This window comes from Armatimonadota bacterium, from assembly GCA_013314775.1.
In the GTDB taxonomy this organism is placed as follows: domain Bacteria; phylum Armatimonadota; class Zipacnadia; order Zipacnadales; family JABUFB01; genus JABUFB01.
The window spans coordinates 279,239-298,906 of the sequence record JABUFB010000011.1 but is presented as its reverse complement, the minus strand read 5'-3'; the positions used below and the strand labels follow the sequence as shown (position 1 = coordinate 298,906).

The window sequence follows — 19,668 nt, the reverse complement described above, 5'->3', positions numbered from 1 at the left end:
CGCCGTCTCCCCGGCGTATCATTCGGACGGCGCTCTGAGCGCCTGGTACAGTTCGGGCCGCCGCTGCCGCAGGATCGTCTCTTTCAGGTCATTGCGCACTTCGGGCACTTCGGTGGACTGGTACTCGGGCAGGTAGCCGCCGGGCTTGTGTTCCGTCCAGTTGCGCACATATCGGCGCGGGCGATCATTGTCCAGGTCGATCTCCGCGGAGACCAGTCCGGGGGCCATATACCGGTTGCCGGCCACGATGTTCCCGGATGGGTCCACGATCATGCTGCGGTGTGCGACCTCCGACGTCGAGTGGGTGGCCTGTACGTGGAACATCTGGGCGTCCATGCAGCGCGAGATTTCCCTCAGGTTCCGGTGGATGGCGTCAGGCCCCCAGTCCTGGGTGCTGAAGACCATGATGTCCGCGCCCTTTACCCCGTAGGAGCGGTCGAGTTCGACCATGTAGTTGTCCGCGCAGATGCGCACTCCGATGCGGCCGAAATCCGTCTCCAGGATGGGCGTCTCGGTACCCGGAACCTGCTCGGGATAGGTGGTCGCGATCTTGCGGTATCGCCCGACTTCCCGGCCGTCGCGACCGTAGAGGATACCCTCGTTGATCTCGCGCTTCTCGACGACGCCGCACAGCAGCACGTACATGTTCCACTGGTCGGCTTTCTCGGCCACTTTCCGGCAGCGTTCACGGGCTGTCGCTTCGAGTTCCGCGATCCGCTCCGGCGTGGGGGCGTCGCCATGCACGGGCACCCAGACGAACTCATACGTGCAGACGAGGTCGCTGCCCATCGCGCCGGCCTGGTCCAGCTTGTTGAGCAGGTCTTCGAAGCCCACGTGGTTCTCGATACAGGTCACGCGGATTTTCCGCTTTGCCCACTCGCGGGGTTCCGGCATCTGGACGGGTTCGGTGAGAACGCTGAAGGCCGGGTTCGTATTCCGGCCGCGCCCGGCGCCCTGAAGTTCGCCGGCCGGGATCACAGCGGTCGCCACAGTGCCCTTGCGGGTAGTGCTGGCGATGCGCTGGCCCTCGCGGTTGATGATATACGAGCGCCCAATGGGACAGCCACGGTACGGCGGGAAGAAGTTGGTGATCCAGCCGGGTTCATCCCGCGAGTATCGCGCACAGGCGATGAAAACATTGTAGTCCTGCGCTCGGCCCTGGCTGGGGAAGTCCTGCAGGTACTCGTCTTCTACGGGTTCGGGCATCTGGCTCCAGAAGATCATGCGAGCGCCTTTGACCGTATAGACGTGGTCGATGTCAGCGAAGTAGCGGTCGCTGCCGACGCGCATGGCCACCTTCCCGATGTCGGTGTCGAACACCGGAAGGTCATCGCCCAGGTCCATATCCTCGTCGGGCATCTTGTGACTCTTGCGGTACTTGCCGATAATCTCGCCCTTACGGTCGCACAGGAAGCTGGTTACATACACGCGGTCTTCTTCGCGCTCCCGGATGTTCCCGATGACGTACATGGAATGCTCGCGGGCTTTCGCCGCGATGGCATCGGTAATCGGCCCCGGGATTGGCTCACCCTCAGTCTTTACGCACTCCATGGGCAGGCAGACGATGTCGGACCCCGCCAGCGCCGCTTCATCGAGACGGTCGAGGACGGTCTCAAGGCTGCGGCCCTGGTCGCTCCACGGGAGGGTGACTACGCTTGCGCGCACCCTGCGGAACCGCCGCGCTTTGAGTTCCGCGCCCATTCGCTCTCGCGTGCCGTCGACACCCGAGACCGTGACGTCGTCCACGGTCACATCGGCGAGCACGTCCGGCGCGGTGCTGATGGCCACGATCACTGCGGGCACGAAGCCCTGATTGCCGTCCTTATTGCCGCGGGCGCACCAGGCCATGAGTTGGTCGTAGACGCCGGTCAGCCCTACTGTCTGCCACTCTTCGGATGGCTGTACGCCGGGACCGTGGTAGATGAACCCGAAAGGGCTGATGGGGATCTTGATGCTCACCGGGACATTGGTGCGCACCCGGAAGGAGATCTCGCGGAGGCCTTCGAAAATCGGGACTGCATCCGGTAGGTCCACGTTCCAGTAGGACAGCTTATTGGGTGTTTCCGGTCCGAACTGCAGCTTGAGGTTCGCCGCTGGGCCGTCCAAGCCGCCATCGGCGATCCGGCCGTTGTGGAGAACCTCCACCGGCTTGTCGCCCCAGGTGTGAGTGAACAGATCGGTCTCAGGCGCGGTCTCGAAGTCTACCCGCGTGAGGTCCTCAGCGAAAAGCGTGGCGCAAGTCAGGACGAGGAGGAGCGCCGCCAAACGCATGGTGTGCCTCCCTTCGGGGACACGCTGTGTTGGTGCATTAATCACCTGGTCTCCGTCTCCACCCGCATTGATTGCCCGTCTGAGATCACGTTCACCGTGCCATTCAGGCCGGTGACGAACACCTGGGAACCCACTCTGCGGAAGCCATCGAGCGCGGTGCAGCTGCCGATCCAGCGCCGGAAGAGGCTGACTATGGTGACTTTCGGTCGGGTGGCTTCCACGAACTCCGGCGCGGTGTGCAGCCCATGTCCGGGGGCGACCAGCAGGTCGCACGCCAGCGTGCCCGGCGGGACGGAAGGGATCAAGAACCGCGCCTGATCGTCTTTCTCGATGTCGCCCGGCAGGAGGAATATCAGGTCCCCGTGACGGATGCGCAACATGAGCGAATTGCTGTTGAGCATGTAATGAGCTGGCGGGTTCTGCGCCGGCCGTGTCTCGGGATGGGACTCGTGGAAGTACCCCGCCGGTGGCGCGATGACCTCAATCTGAAGCTCATCATCCAGTTCCAGCCTATCGCCCGCGAGCACTGCACGGTACGCGCCCGGGCGTTGCCGAAATCCTTCGCGCAGGTCCGTGTAGTCGGCAAGCTCCCGGTTGTAGTGAGTGTCGCGCGGGCCCGTGAAATCGTAGCCTGAATCGATCAGCAGGTTGATGGGCACCCGGTCCGCCAACCAGAGCAGCCCGCCGAAATGATCGTAGTGAGCGTGGCTGATGATCACTGCGTCGAGGGCCTCGATGCCCCGCGCTGCCAGGAAGGGGGCGATCTGGTCCCGACCGGTATTGCAGTCGCCCTGCCAGCCGTCGCCCTGGGGGTATCCTGTCCCCGTGTCGTAGAGGACAGTGCGGCCGCAGGGGGTCTGGAGGATGATCGCCAACCCCACACCGCGGTCGATGTCCGGTATGTTGAGGACTGTCAGCGTGAACGTGCCTGGTACCATGTGGCGCCTTTCCCATGCTCAACTGAATGGCGGGTGTTTCGACGCCACAGGGGCGAATCCCTGCTGACAGGTCGGTCTGAGACTCATCGGCGCGTGGATGGGATTTGGCGCTGAACGTGGTCGCGGCGAGGGCAGTGGCGATCTTGCCGGAGTGACCCGAAGGACGTCCCGGAGTCATGAAGAAGCTCGGGCCTGGTCCCGGCCCGAGCTTCCGCGCTCACCTCGCCCTGCCGTCACTCCAGAGCTACTTCCCATGGCTTGGGCCTTATCAGGAAGTCAAAAATGCGGCCCTGATCGAAGAGGTCGAACTCCTCGTCCGGCCTGAAGCCGAAGAGGTCGGGATTGCTGAAGTCGTCCTGGAACCAGGTCCCGAAGAACGGCAGGACATCGTTGTTGAAGAAGTCGACGAAATCGTTCCAGCCCTCAGTGATCATGGTGGCATAGTCATCGAACTTGCCGTCGCTGTCCCACATATTGCCGCCCATATTGACCAGGGCCCCGATGACATCGCACAGGATCTCGTCCCACGAGCGATCCTGTCCCTCTTCGCCGACAATAGCGTCCCACAGGTCACTCATGCCTGTGGAGAACTCCTCCCAACTCGTGTTCTCAACGATAGTCATAAGCCCGGCAATGATCCCCGATACCGAGGCCATGGGCAGGAATGGGCCGATGGCCCCCGGGATCTTCTGCCCCGTACCGGGGTTGATGAATGTGGCATAGGGGTTGTCGGTGAAACCGATGGGCAGGCTCGAAGCGAAATCAGAGGACGCTCCGGCGCGGTCTGCGGCGAACTGGATGACGCCCCCGCCAGGCAGCGTCCAGCCGACTTCCGGCGGAGCCACCAAGGGTTGCCAATCCTCTTTGGTAAGGTCAATCGTCTGAATCTTCTCGCCGGGCGGGGCCTTTGCAGCGATCTTCTGAAGAGCCGACATGTGTTGCTTCGGCACCTGCACCATAAAACCGGCCTCACGGGGATTCCTTGATTGCAGGGCCTCGATGGTGCGCTGGGTGATGGGCAGCACGAAAGCCACGTCACGTGTGTTGTACTGCTTCACCAGTTCGGGAATTTCCTCATCGGCGCACTGCCGAAGTACCAGGTTCATACCCCAGCCCGGACCGGCGCTTCCCTTCAAGGCGAAGGCGAGTTTGATGCTTGCCAGCGCCCGCTTCACCTGTGCCAGGTTGTGGTCGTCGAGCTCGCCTACGAGCACGACCCCCTTCACGGCCCTGAGTCTGGGCCTCCGCTCGGGCTGGGCCAAGGCTTCCGGTGCGATGATGCCAAGGACCACGGCGATGACGACAGCAAAGGACAAGAGCCTGTTCCTGCGCATAATGTGAACGCCCCCTGCTCTTTATGCTTTCGGAATCGCATCGCGGAGTTCCCGCGCCAGTTAGTGATTCGGCGCCCGTCGCCGCACTCCTTTCACGATTCAGGGGTTTTTGTCCCCACTCACCACTCCAGCTGCTCGACGCCGTCCTTTGTGGCCCAGAGTTTCTGGGCCCGGATGGATGAGCCCGGTCCCTCCTCGTAGTAGACGAAGAGGATCGTCCCGTCTTTCAACTCCACCATGCTCGGGTAAGAGCCAATGGTGGCATCCACCTGCATGGACGGACTCCAGGTTCTGCCGTAGTCCAGACTGTAGTTGAGGGCCGTATTGGGCAGGCGATGCCCGAGGAGCAGTATGTCCTTGCTGGTGAGAAACAGGTACGGCGCATGCCCCGGAAACCCGATTTTCTCGGAGCGTGTCCACGTCCTGCCCTTGTCCTCAGACCACGAGTACCACATGCTGTCGCCGGGGTTTGCCCGCATGACGCACAGGAGACGGCCATCGGGCATTTCGCAGATATCCGGCTCGTCATTGTCGTCATTGGTCTCGTCTACCCACACAGGATCGGTCCAGGTCTTGCCACCGTCGCTGGAATGCATCACCGCGGTCCAGTTGCGCAAAGGCTGCTGGTATTCGCGGTAGATGGGCCAGATGAGGGTGCCGTCGGACAGTTCCCGCACTGGCGCCGAGCAACCCCAGTACTGCCCGGCGGTGTTCGGGACGAGATGCGGCTCGCTCCACGTGAGGCCGTTGTCGGTGGAGAAGCAGGTCCAGAGTTCCTTGTAGTGGCCCGGCTTGTCCGAGTCAGGCGGCTGCCAGTTCCCGTAGTAGGTGAACCAGTTGCAGATCAGCGTCCCGTCTTTCAGGCAGGCGATGTGGGGGTCGCGGTCGTCCCAGGGAGTGTCCGCAACCACGAAGGCTGGACTCCAGGTCTCGCCCTCGTCGGTGGATCGGACCGCACTGACCCTCGCGCCCTTTGGCAGGTCGTCTCGGGGAAACGAAACGTGGTCGTACCCGGCATAGAAGACGCACAACAGGTCACCGTTTGCGCATCGGCAGATGTCCGGGAATGCCTCGTAACCGCCGGCCCCGGCGTCCTCACAGATGACCCTGAAACTAGGTGGCATGTGCTTCCCTCCCGTGTTCTGCCAGGGCGTGTCAAGTTCGCCCCGGGTGCCCTTGATAGTGATGTTCCGGAAGCCGGCGACGGCCTGGCTGGTACCGAACCCGATGCGGCCGCTCAAGGCAGCGTCATCTTCCGCCTGAAGAGCTTCGGCCCCATTTACCCAGATGGTGATCCCGGGCCCCTCTGCCTTGACCCGGATCCGGTGCCATTCCCCCCTGGGCATCTGCACCATGGACGCTCTGCGGATATTGCGCCAATGGACGCCGGGATCATTCCGGACCAGATATACTCCTCCGGCCTTGCTACTGAACTGGATGAGGTAGTATGCTCTGTTGCTACTGGAACGGAAAAGAAACTGGGCGGCACCCACTCCGCCACCGCCGGGCTCAACCCGGAACTCGAAGCTCACATCAAAGTCCGCAAGCACCGGCTCCTTCAGGAATGCGTGTGCGGTTGAAGCCCAGTCGGACTCCGAGTACCACCAGGAGCTCTGCTTCAGCAGACCGTCAGTCGCCGTCCATTGGCCACCGGAGACCTCCCAGGCATCCAGAGAGTTGAGGTCGGGCGCAAAGTCCACTGACTGTGCGCCGAGGCAGGATGCAAGAACCAGCAAGATGACAACGGTGATGAATTGTCGCAAAATCACCATCTCCCGGCGCAACCGACGGGGGCGTCCAGCTGTCCACTGAGAGGTGTCCTTTCTCTCGTGGTGCGCGGCAGTCCTCCATAGAGTTTCTGACGCCCGCCACCTTAGCCGGTATGTTTTGCACTACAGATGTTGCGCAACTTGAGCATTTCTTGATAAAATATTGACTAGTCTCAATGTCATTGGGTGGCCGAGTGAGTCTATTTCCACCCACCGCCCGATTCGCACTCATGGCTGGGCCTTCCAGGCAACTAGGGGGACGTTCGCGCCGGGCAGGCCATTCCGTCGATGACCTTCGGGGCAAGATCACATGTCGGCAGACAGGGAGTACCGCAACCCGGGCGAGGCCGCCGGACAGCTCAGCCGTGACGTGGCTGAGTTGCTCTGGCCGGTGGAGTGCGGGCATTTTGACCAGGCGCTGGCCCGTGCTCGGGGCGGCTTCTGCACGCCCATGGCTCTGGTTGCCGATGCAGGGCGTGGCAAGACGTGGCTGCTGGGGTCACTGATCCAGGCGGCGAGACTCGGGGGTGACCCGGGTCTGCATCTGCACCTCGACCGTTACTTCTCACTCCACGCGCTGGTAAGCCACGGCACGGATCGGCTCTTTGAGCTGAACCCGGACCTTCGAGCAATTCCGGTACCTGCGACGTCGGGGATCGACGCACTCCTTGAGCTATTCAGCGTCGCCGACGCTACCGTGGCTTCGACAGAGCGTGGCTTCGTGCTCGGCCTGTCAGGCCTGGAAGCCTGTGTGGACGGAGCCCCGGACAGCACGCTTGTCGACGCGGCGATCGCACTGGTGCACGCGGCGCAGCGGAACTGGCGCCACACGCTTCTCATCGTCGAACTGAGGCCCCAACACCTGGATCCGTCCCTCGATGCTGTGTCACATGCCGGACTTGTCTACTTCCCTATGAGCGAACCGGCAGACGCGGTGGTGGAGCGCGTGCTGGCCTCTGCCGCTCGAGGCCTGACTCCTTTCGCGCCCTCGGTCGTCCCGATGGCCTCGGCCCGCGCTCGCGGAAACCTGCACCGTCTCGTGGCCGCCATGCGCAGTATCTCGGCCCGGGCAAGCGCAGCGGGCATCGAGCGGATCGAGCCGTTGCAGTGGGAAGCCCTCGCCAGTGGGAGTATGTCTGAAGAGATCAGCGTGGGGGCGTCCGCGGAAAGGCGCGCTCTACTGGCTGCAATCGTGGACTGGCCCGCCGCCGGGTTCATTCCCCTGGATTCTCTCCTGTGGCGTCTTCGGGTGCAGGAGGCAGTACGCACGGAGGAGCAGTTCGAAGAGTTGCTGGCCGACTTGAAAGCAACGGTTCCACTCCTGGGCCTCGAAGTGCGCGGACGCGTGCCTCACTTACGCTTCGAGTGGCTCGAACTGCGTCGCCAGGCCACGCGGGCTGCGCTTGATGATTCCGACCCGGACACCGTGGTCGCGCGTCGCCGATTGCAAGCGCTGATCGCTTCCGGCCTTGGGTTCGCAGCGGGGGGCGACGGCGAGAAGGCGATCGAGGCCCTTAGCGACGCAGTGGCCGGCTCGGGTGATCCGCAATTTGCTGTGTTCCGCCGGCAGGCCGCGGCGCTGGCATCGGCAATGTGGCGCGGCGAGTACCCGGTGGACGCGGTGCACCGCGCCGCAGCCGCGCCCCTGCTCGTGGAGACAGCCGGAGCGTCGGCATGCGGCCCGCTCATTGAAGTGATGGAGGAGGACGACCCCGCGCTGGTCGCCGCGTCTCAGGATGCTCTGGCCTCCCTGGGCGAGGCTGCGGTGAAGCCGGTGTCCCGTCTGCTAGGCTCGGATCAGGATGCCCTGCGTTTCCGTGCGATCGCGGTGCTCTCACGCATTCCAGTTTCTGCTTCTCTCGAAGCCCTTACGCCGCTGCTCGGGGCAGCGGACACCGAACTGATCGCCGTCTGTCTCGACGCCCTGCGCAAACTGGCGATGCCCGAAGCAGGGGCTTCGGTACTGCCGCTGGTGGAACACCAGAGCCCGGAAGTCCGCGCGGATGCCATCGCGACTTTGGCCGAGCTGGCTTACGTTGAAGCGCTTCCGGCCGTGGCCACAGCGCTTTCGGACGAGAGCGAGGCAGTCCGTGCCGCCGCAAGTGCGTGTCTGTCCTCGCTGGGTGACGAACGCGCGATCCCAACCCTCGTTGGGCGCCTGTGTGACCCCGACTGCCGCGGCGCTCAGGCTATCGCGGGTGCCCTGGCGTCCTTCGGCGCACCGGCACTTGCGGCGCTGCTGGACGCCACCGTTTCGCAGGAGCCTTCCTGCCGGATCGGTGCGATCCGCGGACTGTGTGCCTTCCCAGCTGACCAGGCAGTCGAGCCGCTGCTGTCTCTGCTCGCGGATGAGGACGAGAGAGTGTGGCAAGCGGCTCAGTCGGCGCTTGCGGACTTTGCTGCCGAAGCGGTTGAACCCGTCGCGGCTCTCATGGGAGCAGGCGATGCCAGGGAGCGCAGGCTCGCCTCCGGTACCCTTGTTCTTATTGGCGAGGCCGCCGTCCCCGCCCTGATATCGCGGTTGACCGCTTCTGATGCACGGGTGCGTGAGGAAGCTGCCTGGGCCCTGGGCAGTCTGGAATGGGAACCTGCCGCGCCGGATCTTGCGCGGCTTCTCGGCGACCCGGATCCGTCGGTCCGGATCGCGAGCATCCAGGCGCTGCGGAACATCGGCTCCGACGACGCTCTGGCCTGGCTGGTCGGATCCCTCTCCGACAGTGTTCCCGAGGTGACTTCGGCGGCCTCTGAGGCCATCAGTTCATTCGGCACCCGAGCCCTGACGCCGCTGCTCGCAGCACTGACGGATTCAGCCGGCAGTCCGGTTTCCGGAGTTGCGGACGCGCTCGTGGCCCTGGGGCAGGAGGCCACCCTTGGCATCTGTGACGCACTGCCCACTGCGGGCAGGGGCTGGAAATTGGCGGGCCTGCAGGTGCTCGACCGCCTGCGCGATCCCGAGTGCCTGCCCTTCGTGACCGCGCTCCTCGCCGACTCCGAACTTGGCAGGGCGCCGGCTGACTTGCTGCTCTCCTTCGGCGACGCCGCGATGCCCCTGCTCTTCGGCCTACTGGACAATGAGACGCTGGCGCCAATTGCGGCTGATCTTGCCGTTGAGGCCGGCCCGGCCGCAGTATCCCCGGCGATTGCCGCACTGGGCAGCGATGATCCCCGCGTCCGCATGTGGGGTGCGCACATTCTGGGGCGCTTGCATCCACCGGAAGCGGTCGACGGACTGCTGGGCGCGCTCACGGACGTTGATGTGCAAGTGCGCACTGCTGCGGTGATTGCGTTGGGGGCAATCGCTGATCCGCGTGCGCTTGAGGCCATGGCGGCGCTCACGCGTGATCCCGAACCGTCGGTTGTGGTTGCGGCAGCCGAGAGTATTCAGGTCTTCGGACAGGACGCCGCGCGCCTGTTGGTGGAGACCTGCCGCATCGACGACGATCGCGATTTGCTCGCCCTCCTCCACGTGATCCGGGTGATGGGCGATGAATCGCTGGATGACTTCCGGTCCCTCCTGACCGCTGCCGACGCGTCGGTTCGCGCAAGAGCAGCTCGTGTGCTCGCCGCAATCCCGGACGACGTCAGCATCCCCGGTATCTGCAGGCTCTTGGCCGATCCTGATGAGGCTGTCGCGCAGGATGCGCTCGCGGCTGTGGTCCGGCTAGGTAACGCCGCGGTGCCCGCGCTGGTCCAACTGCTACTGGACGAAAGCGAAGCGCTGCGCACCCGGGCCCTGGATGCGCTCGTGGAATTGGGGCCGAGTTCGCTCCCGCAGGTCGTGGCGCTCCTGAGGGACGAGAACCGGGACGTCCGCAAGTGCGGAGCGTGGGCAGCCAGCGCCTTCGGAGACGTTGCCGTTGCGCCGGTTGCGGATGTGCTCGCGGGGTCCAGCGACCCCAGCGTGCGGCAATCGGCGGCTACCTGTCTTGCGCGGATCGGCACGAGCGACGCTGTGAATGCGCTGATCTCGGCGCTGACAGATTCTGCCGAGTCTGTGCGCGTTACGGTGGTCCGCTGTCTGGAGCACGTCGGCGACCCTCGGGCCGTTCCGGGGCTGCTGCGCGTTGCGGCCACCTGTGACGGCGCGGACCAGCAGGCGGCCTCCCGGGCCCTGCTGGGGTTCGGACCAGAAGCGGTTCCGGCATTGGCCGCCGCCCTGGCAGAGGCTGCGTCGCCGGAAGGTTGCTTCGCTCGCGAGCTTCTGACAGAAATGGGCGAAGTCGCCGTGGACGGCCTGATCGAAGCTCTCTCCGGCGCTACACCGGCGCACCAGGCCGCTCTCATCCAGGTTCTTTCTGCCACCGGGCCCGAAAAGTCCGCGCCGCGCGTGCTGGACCTCCTGGCGGCCGATCCCCCCGCAGGCCAGGCAGCGCAGGCTTTCGCGCGCACCCACTACGAGCACTGCATGGGCGGGCTCGTGAGGCGCGTGGGGTCGGAACAGCCCGGATTCAGCGAGGCGGCATGCCAGGTTCTTGCAGAGGTCGGCGGTCCGTCAGTGGAGCCGCTTGCGACCCTCTGCATGGAAGGGCCGGAGAAAGCCCGCGCCCTGGCTGCACGCCTCCTGGGAGACATCGGCGAACCCACTGCGCTCCCGGCGTTGCTCGAACTGCTCTCCGCTCCGGTGGGGGCGCTGAGGGTCGAGGCCGTGGCGGCGCTCCTGAAGATCGGCGACCCGCAGGCACTGGCACCTCTAGTGGATGCCTTCGCAGACCCGGATCGGATTGTGGCTCACTCAGCGTTCCGGGCACTTGATGTCTTCGGAATTGATGCGGCCGGGGCGGCTATCCGCCGGCACGAACTGGATACCGCTCCGGTGCCGCCCTGGCTTCCCGAGGTCTTCGAGCTCCCCGGCAGCCCTGCCCTTGAGCTGTTCGAGACGCTGCTGGCCTCCGACGACCCGGCTCTGCGGGCCGGTGCGGTGCGCGCGATCTGGTCGGCCGACCAGGACAGGCTCGGGTCACTGCTACCCGGGCTGCTCTCCGACCCAAGCCCGCGTGTCCAGGAACTCCTGGTTGACTGCTGCCGCACTCTGGGCGCTCTGATCGCGCCGGACTTGCTGGGTGCGCTCACGGGCGAGGACCCTGCAGCGCGAGATATCGCGTCCCGGTGCCTGGTGGCGGTAGGACCTGGAGCGGTGGGTGTTCTGCTGGATGCACTATCAGATGCCGCGCAGCCTCGCCGAGCCCAACTTGTTCGGGTGCTTGAGCAGATCCGGGACCCGGAGGCGGTCAAGCCGCTGGTCGAAGTGCTAGACGACGTCGACGAGGAGCTCGCGGGGGCTTCCGTGGAGGCACTTGTTGCCTTCGGGCAGGCGTCGGTGGGGCCGCTGCTGGACCAGCTCGAAAGCCCGAATGAGTTGATGCGGCTGCGGGTACCGGAGACCCTGCGCCGACTGGGTGACGTGGTGCGGCCTGCACTTGTGGAGCTGGTTGGGGCGGCGGAACCCGCGCGCGCTGCGGCCGCCCTGGAAGTCGTGCGGCGGATGGGCGCCAGCGAAGTGCTGCCGGCCCTGGTCAGCCGTCTAGGGGACGACCCGAAGATTGCCGGGCCGGCGGCGGAGATGCTCCTGGAGCATACTGGCCAAGCGATTCCGCTTCTCTGCGAAGGACTGGATTCAGACGCCGAGATGGTGCGGGGCCGTTGTGGCGAGCTCCTGGTGCAGATCGGCGGACCCGCACTGGGCCAACTGTCTGTCACGCTCCTGGAGGGCGGCGTGCAGGCGCGAGTCGCCTCGGCCTCCGCGGTCGCTCGCATCGGGACCCAGGCGGCAGTGGAGCCCCTCGCGCTGGCAATGGCCGACGACGACCCGCGAGTGCGCTATGCGGCGGCGTCGGGGTTGGAGATGCTCGGAGCTGTTGCGCCGCTGGTGCGATCCATCGACGACCCGCATACGGGGGTGCGCGAGCGAGTCACCAAGGCGCTTGTGTCCCTGGGGGAACCCGCGCTGAGTGAGCTCGTCGCTGCCCAGGCGAGTCCGGAGAAAGCTCCCATCCCGGCGCTCCTCGAAGTCCTGCGCGCATTCGGGGAACTGGCCAACGAGCATCTGGAGCGCGCGCTAATGCAGGCCGATGGGGATGGCCGGGCGAAGGCCATCCGCTGTCTGGGAGCTCTGGGCTCCACTCACGCGCTGCCCATTGTGACCGGCTTGCTTGCCGACCCCGACAGTCGCGTCCGACAGGCGGCAGGCGAGGTGCTTGTGGCTTCCGGCCGAAGTGCGGTCAAGCCGCTTGTCGATGCGCTTGTGTCTGACCGAAGCGACCTGCACGAACCCGCCGCGGATTGCCTGCGGCAGATTGGCTTGCCTGCGGCTCAGGCGCTCATCGATGTGGCCAATGCAGCGCCCGCGGCCGGTTGGGACGATGCCAGCCCCTGGGCACGCAGCCGGGCGATCGAGGTGCTCGCGGACATCCAGCCCGATGGACTGGGGGAGCATCTCACCCGGCGCGTGCGCGACACGGCCGAGACGGTGCGGGTAGCGGCGGCCCGGGCGATCCAGAAGATCGGGCACGCCGACGCCGTCCCCGTGCTGCTGGAGGGTATCGACGACGATACACCAGCAGCGCGGGATGCCCGCCTCGCCGCGCTGTGCTCCTTTGGGCAGGTGGCCGTGCCGACGCTCATCGAGAAGATGGAGAACCCGGCATGGGCCGGTTCCCCGGCGCTTGCGGCGGCCCTGGCGAGTCTAGGCGAGGTCGTGGAGGACGCCATTGTCTCATTGCTGGACGATCCTTCCCCCGAACGCCGGCTCCTGGCCGCGCGCACGCTGCACGACATGCGGCTTGAGCGCGCGGCCCACGGACTGTACCTGCGGACCTCGGATACCGACGAGCGCGTCCGTCTTGCCGCGGCCCTGGCATTGGCCCAGTTGCCGCCGGAACACGCAAGTCCGCTACTGGCTGATCTCAGTTCGCCGGATGAGGCCCTGCGGCGACACGCGGTGGCCGCACTGGCTGTGCAGAGCGAGACCGCTCTCGACCAGGCAGCGGCCAAGGTGGTCGATCCTGACCCGGTTGCGCGACGCGAGACACTGCGACTCCTGCACATCATCGCCCGGGACAAAGACCGAGACGCCGTGCTCGGTGCGCTGGGCGATCCGGACCCCGATGTGCGCGTCGAGGCAATCCACGCCAGCCTGAACTGGCCGGACGAGCCCCTGGCTCATCGCTTGGCTGATCTGCTGGCCGACCCCTGGGAGCCCGTGGTCGAGGCCGCGTCTGGTGCCCTGCGCGAACTGGGGCCTGTCGCTCATCCCGCGCTGATCCAGCGGCTGCTCGATCAGCAGGGCCGGCTTGATCCGGTAGTTGCCCGGGTGTTCGGACTGCCGGCGGAGGAAGCGCTGGATGTGCTGCGCCGGGGCGTCGGCGCCGACTCTCCGGTACACCGGGAGCGATGCCTCAGGGCGCTGGCGCTAGCCGGAACGGACGGCGACCTGATCCTTCTGGCCCGGGCCATGGACGACTCCGAAGACAGCGTCGCGGATGCGGCGGCGAACTGCTTGCTGGCGGCCGGCGAGAGAGCGATACCTCCGGCCGCATCTGCATTCCGGGCAGGCAGTGAGAGGGGCATTGCCCGGGCAACGCGCGTGCTGGCCGATCTCTACCCGGCATCACGGGCCGTGATCTGCGAGGCCCTGGTGGACGAATCCGCGGCGGTCCGCCTGCGGGCTCTGAATTTGCTGGCGGGGCAAGACGAGGCCTCGGACGCACCCGTCATCGCTGAGCGTTTGAGTGATGATACGGAGCTCGTGCGAGTGGCCGCGGCGAACGCTCTGGCTCGGCTGGGCAGTGTGGAGAGCGTGCCGGCTCTCCTGGACGGTCTGGACGCGGACACGCCCGCTTCTGCCGCGGCGCGTCACGAGGCCGTTGCAACCATCGGTGCACCCGCGGTCCCCGCAGTCCTGGATGCGTTGCAGCTCGCCGAATGGCGTCGAGACAGCCGGGTTGCGGCGATCGCCCGGGCTCTTGGGGGCGACGTGGAGAGGGTTGCACGGGATCTGCTCGAAGCTGAGCTCGAGACTGAGCGGGTGCGAGGCCTGCGTATCCTGGACCTGCTGGACTGCGAGGACCGTCTGGACGTCTGCGCGCGGATGGCCGTGGATGCATCCGCTGATGTGCGCGCCGAGGTGGTCCGGGTTCTCCGATCGCTGGGCGAGGAGGGCGCGCGGGCGCTGCTGCCGGGGCTTGCCTATCGCGACGAGACGCACCTTCCGCGCCTTGCCGAATGCCTGGTTGCGTTGGGAGACTCGGCACTGGACTTGGTCCGAGACCAACTCGGGTCCCCCGTCGGCGAGACGCGGTTCGGTGCCGTGGAAGTCCTGGCGCTGGCCGGCAGGGCCGGGGACGCCGAGGCGCTTGCGGGCTTGCTGGATGATCCCGAGCCAGACATTCGAGCCCGTATCTGCCGCTTGCTGCCCGAGATCAGCCCCACTGTTGCCATAGCTCGCCTCACCGGCATGCTGGGGGACCGGGACCGCGCTGTGGCCTGCACTGCCGCGACTGCGCTGGCGTCCATTGGGCAGCCAGGCATTGAGGCTCTGTTGGTCCGGGTCGAGCCCGATTCGGGCGGGGATCAGCCGGCACTGGAGGGTCTGCGATCTGCCGGAGAGACGGGGCTCGAGACTGTGCGCTCCCTGCTGGCAGGTCCGGTGCCCTCCATCCGGGCTGCGGCGGCTACCGCCCTTGGCCTGCTTCCGGATCCAGGCGCCATTCCCATGCTTGCCAGGGCAGCCGGCGATCTGGACCGCGCGGTCCAGGCGGCCGCGAGTGCGAGTCTGGTGGCGTTCGGGGCGCAGGCGGTTCCGGCCGTATTCGACGTGCTCGCCGGCGATGATCCTGACCTGCGCTATTCCGCCGCCGACGTGCTGGTGGCTATCGGTACAGCTTCGGTGGACCGGCTGGTCCAGGGACTCAGCGAGACCAGCGGCGAGGTGCGCGCCGCCTGCCTGCGCACTCTGGTGCTCATCGGAGACCCGCGGGTAGCTCCGTCGGCGTCGGAATACCTGCACGATGAGAATGAGGAAGTTCGCGCGGCGGCGGTCCTCGCGGTGCAGAAGTTCAGGTACGAGCCCGCACTGCGAGGCCTGATCGATGGGATTCTGGATGAGACCGAGGCATTGCGGGAAGCACGGGCTGCGGCGATCTGCAGCTTCCGGGAAGCTGCGGTTCCCACGCTCGTAGAGGCTCTCGCGGGACCTGATGCCCCTCTGGCCGCATTTGTGACCGACCTGCTCGTGCAATTGCGCGATGTGGCTGCCGAACCGGTGGCGGCGTTGCTCGACAGGACCTCCGTTGCGGCGCGGCTGGTTGCGGTGCGCGCCCTGGGGCCGATGCGGAACGACATCGCTTGCGCTGCCCTGGCGCGTGCGGTCACAGACGATGATCGGCAGGTGCGGTACGAAGCGGCGCGGGCATTGGCTCTCATTGGCCCCTCTGCCGGCGAACTGCTAATGGACGGCCTGCGGGAACCCGATCCCTTGCGCCGATCCCGGGTGTGCGAGGCTCTGGCGATGCATGGCACGGAGGTCCTCGACACCGTTGCATCGCTGTTGACTTACGAGGACCTCAATGTTGTACTCGGGGTGCTTGAGACGCTGGGGCGCTCTCGACACTTGGCCTACGTCGAACATATCGCCTCGGTTCTTGACGACCTGCGCGAGCCCGTGCGCGTCGCCGCGTGTGAAGCCCTGGGTCTCATGGGAACCCCGCAGGCCGCTGAAGTGCTGATCGACGCCCTGTACTTCAACGACCCGGTGGTCACAGCAGCAGCCACCGAAGCTCTCGGCAACATGCAGGAGGTCGCATACGAACTCCTCCTGCCCCGCCTGGTGGACGACAGCGGGAGTGTGGACGAGCGCATTCTATCGGCGCTTTCGGCCAGTGGGGAAGCCGCTGGGCCCGTACTGCGTGAATGTCTGGGCTCCCAGTTCGCCACGACCCGCGCTGCAGCCGTCCGGGGGCTGGCGCGGGTCGCAGGCAGTGCGGCCATCCCTGACCTGGTTCCGCTGTTGAGCGACCCGGAGGCCCAGGTCAGGAGCGCGGCCGCCGAGAGTCTCAGCGCCATGGGCGAGAGGGCTGCTGCTGCGGCCCTGGAAGTGCTTTCGGGCGACCACGGTCCAGGCTGCCTTGCCGCCGGCGACGTGCTCGCGGCTACCGGGGCGGGACTGCTCCCCGAGCTGCTCGAGGTTCTGCGGGCGGGTGGCCCGGATGCCAGGGCCGGAGCTGCCAGGGCGCTGGGAGGAATCGGCGACGAGCAAGCGGTCCCCCATCTGGTGGGACGCATCCGGGATTCGCACGCTCCGGTTCGGGCCGAAGCTGCCCGGGCGCTGGGGCTGCTTCATGCCGCAACGGCCGCGCCACACCTGCTCAGCGCCATCGATGATCCGGATCCCGCCGTTTCCCGCGCAGCCATCGACGCGCTGGGCCGGATCGGCGCACCTGCTGCAGACGCCCTCCTCAAGCGCCTCATCACCCCGGACGGCGCCATTCGCGATGACGTGGTCTACGCCTTGGTGGGAATCGGCACCCCCTGCATCGAGCCCCTGGCGCAGTTGGCGGAGACTGGCGGGACCGTGGCGCGCGCTGCTCAGATGCGGGTGCTGACCCTCATTGGTGGGGACGAGGCAGTGGGCCCGCTGGTCGATGGGCTATTTGACGAGGCCTCGGAAGTGCGCACCGAAGCGATGCGTGGTATCCAGGCCGTGGGGCGACCGGCTGTTGGGGCGCTTGTCGAACGCCTGAAAGCGGCCCCCGGGCGTGTTGCCGTGGACCGTATCGCAACGGCCCTCGCCAGGCTCCGCGAAGCCGCCTTGCCCGATGTAGTCGCTCTGCTGGAAAGCCCGGATGAGGGCATCACGCGCGTCGCGGCCGATATCCTCGGGCAGATGGGAATGGTAGCTGCTGCCGCGCTGCGCAGGTCACTGACCCACCGAAAGCCCAACGTCCGTACCCTGGCCCTGAACGGTCTTGCACGAATTGGCGATGTGTCCGTGGTCCCGGACATCATTGAGCGTCTCCAGGACACGGACACGGGCGTGGTCGGTGCCGCGATTCGGGCCCTCGCCGACCTTCAGGACCCACGGGGAATCCGCCCTATCGCCGGCTGCGTAGGTTCCGACAGCCCCGAAATCCGCGATGCCCTGAGTTACGCGGTGCCCCGGTTCGGTTCCAGCATCGCGCCATCATTGGCGGATATGCTCACAGATCCGAACGAAGCAGTGCGAGAACACGCTGCCCGCGCCCTGGTGATGCTTGAGAAGGGCGCGCTTCAGGCCTTGGAGCGCAAACTGCGTTCGGAAGACACTGCTATGCGCGCCGCAGCGGCGCGGGTCATGGGTGACCTGGGCATATCCGGCGTCATCGACCCGCTGGTGGGCAGGCTTGGGGACCGCGAAGCTGAGGTCCGACAGGCTGCTGCGGAAGCGCTGGGCAAGATCGGCGGGCCCGCCGTGGCACCCACCCTCCTGCGTATGCGTGAGCAGGATGAACGAGTGGACGACGGTATCCTGCGGACGCTTCACGCGATGACGGTTGACCCGGTCTATACCCTCACCCAGTACGCGCGGGACGGAGACGAAGAGATGCGCCTGGCCGCCGTGCGCATGGCCGGGCGATACGGTCGGAACGAGGCGGTCCCGACCCTCCAGCAGCGCATGCAGGACACGTCGCCGGCTATCAATCGCGCGGCAGCCGAAGCGCTGGCGGCCATCGGCACCCACGACGCCCTCACCGCACTGGCTCGCGAATCCGTCACCGACAAGCCCGAGCTTTCCGAAGCCATCCGTGCCGGATTGCTTCGGCATGCCGTGGACGCGATTCCGATCCTCGTGCGGATGGCGACCCGCCCCCGTGGTGAGCCGGATGCGCAGCTGGTTGCGGTGGCCGCGGACATCTCTCGCAGCGCCCCCGGCATTGTGGACGAGTTGCTGAGCGACAGCGATGAACAGGTGCGGCGCACGGCTGCGCTTGTCCTGGGCGATGTGGGCAGCAGCCAGTCGCTCAGGTCTCTGGTCCGCAAGGCACGGGATCCGGACGCTCCGGTACGGAGGGCTGCTGCGGTGGCGCTGGGGAGGATCGGCGGGGAGGCCATAGGGCCTTTGTCGGCTCTGCTGGACGATGATGATAAGGACGTCCGCCAGGCCGCGGCCGACGTTCTGGCCGGCATGGGTGATCAGGGCGTTCACGTGCTCCTGCAGAAACTCAAGTCCAGTCGCGACCACCGGACTCAGGCCGCAATCTGCAGGTCATTGGGTTCGGCTGAGATCACCGAAGCAGTTGAGGTCCTGGAGGGCATTCTGAAAAGGGAGCAGGGGTCTCTCCTGGGCGTGGCAGCAGCTGGTGCTCTGGCGCATATGGGCCATGCCGTCGGCCTGGAGCGGCTCCGCGAGGCGCTCCAGTCCCAGGACGACGAGATACGCGGTGAAGCCGCGGACTATCTGGGATGGATCGGCGGTGATACAGCCCTCGCCCTGGTATCCAAGGTGGACGACCCCGATGAGCGGGTACGCGCCGCCGCAACCAGAGCGCTCCAAGGGCTGTCGGGAACCGATGTGCCCCTGCTGCTGACGTACGCCCAGCACAGGGAGGCGGCGGTGCGTCTGGCTGTGGCCACTGCTCTGCGCGAGGCCCCGGGCAATCCGGATGCGCTGGATGCGCTGCTGCGATTGCTGCAAGACGAGCACGAGGATGTCTGTCAGGCGGCAGCGGATTCGCTCATCGTGTTCGGGGATTCCGCTCTGGACCGATTGTCCAATCAGGCGATATCTGATGATGCCGATGCGCGCTATGCTGCGTGCTGGGCGCTGTCGCAGATCGGTTCGCCCGCGGTGGACGCGCTGCTGTCGGGGCTACAACGCGGATCCGCCGAAGCCCGGGCAGACATCCTGCGCGCACTGGGGCGCATCGGGGATCCGCGGGCACGCAGCGCCGTGCTGGCTGCCCTCGATGACGATAACCCTCGCATCCGCGTGGGTGCAATCGGCGCGATGAGGCGGCTGGCTACCGAGGACGATGGCCCGCGTCTGGCAAAGGCGCTTGAGGACCCGGATGCAAACGTGCGCATGGTGGCGAGCTCGGTGCTCGCGTCCGTAATGAACTCCGGTCTGCGTGAGCAGATTGCCCTGCTGCTGCAGCACCCGTTAGCCGAGACACGCGCCGCTGCGGCCCAGGTTCTGCGGCAGGATGCGCATCCGAGCGCTCTCGAGCCTCTTCGGAGGGCGGCGGCCCGGGAGCCGGAACCATGGGTGGTTGAGCTCATGGAAGCCGCGATCGAGGCAATACGCTCCAGTTCATGAGTGCCACAGGGCCGGCCCTCACAAAGGGCCCAGGCGCTTGCTTCATCGGCGCTCACGGGGTAGAGTAA

General features: G+C 66.2%; 5 protein-coding genes. 1 reads left to right on the top strand and 4 read right to left on the bottom strand.

Translation table 11 applies throughout. The features are described from left to right. Nucleotides 1-18: 18 nt before the first annotated feature. The 4 genes from HPY44_15655 to HPY44_15640 form a co-directional block, all read right to left on the bottom strand. On the bottom strand, nt 19-2,271 hold the full coding sequence (locus HPY44_15655) for a carbon-nitrogen hydrolase family protein (protein ID NSW57443.1): 2,253 nt from the start codon (nt 2,269-2,271) through the stop codon (nt 19-21). A 41-nt stretch (nt 2,272-2,312) separates the two neighbouring features. Further along, nucleotides 2,313-3,209 carry an MBL fold metallo-hydrolase gene (locus HPY44_15650; protein ID NSW57442.1) on the bottom strand — a complete coding sequence of 299 codons (897 nt, stop codon included), beginning with the start codon at nt 3,207-3,209 and terminating at the stop codon, nt 2,313-2,315. Between the two features lie 233 nt (nt 3,210-3,442). Then, nucleotides 3,443-4,543: a hypothetical protein gene (locus HPY44_15645; protein ID NSW57441.1), complete on the bottom strand. Its 1,101-nt coding sequence runs from the start codon at nt 4,541-4,543 to the stop codon at nt 3,443-3,445. A 119-nt stretch (nt 4,544-4,662) separates the two neighbouring features. Next, nucleotides 4,663-6,306, bottom strand: a complete 1,644-nt coding sequence (locus HPY44_15640; GenBank protein ID NSW57440.1) for an exo-alpha-sialidase — start codon at nt 6,304-6,306, stop codon at nt 4,663-4,665. Nucleotides 6,307-6,622: 316 nt separating this feature from the next. On the opposite strand from HPY44_15640, the gene HPY44_15635 reads away from it, so the two are divergent. Next, nucleotides 6,623-19,600: a HEAT repeat domain-containing protein gene (locus HPY44_15635; protein NSW57439.1), complete on the top strand. Its 12,978-nt coding sequence runs from the start codon at nt 6,623-6,625 to the stop codon at nt 19,598-19,600. Nucleotides 19,601-19,668: the final 68 nt, after the last annotated feature.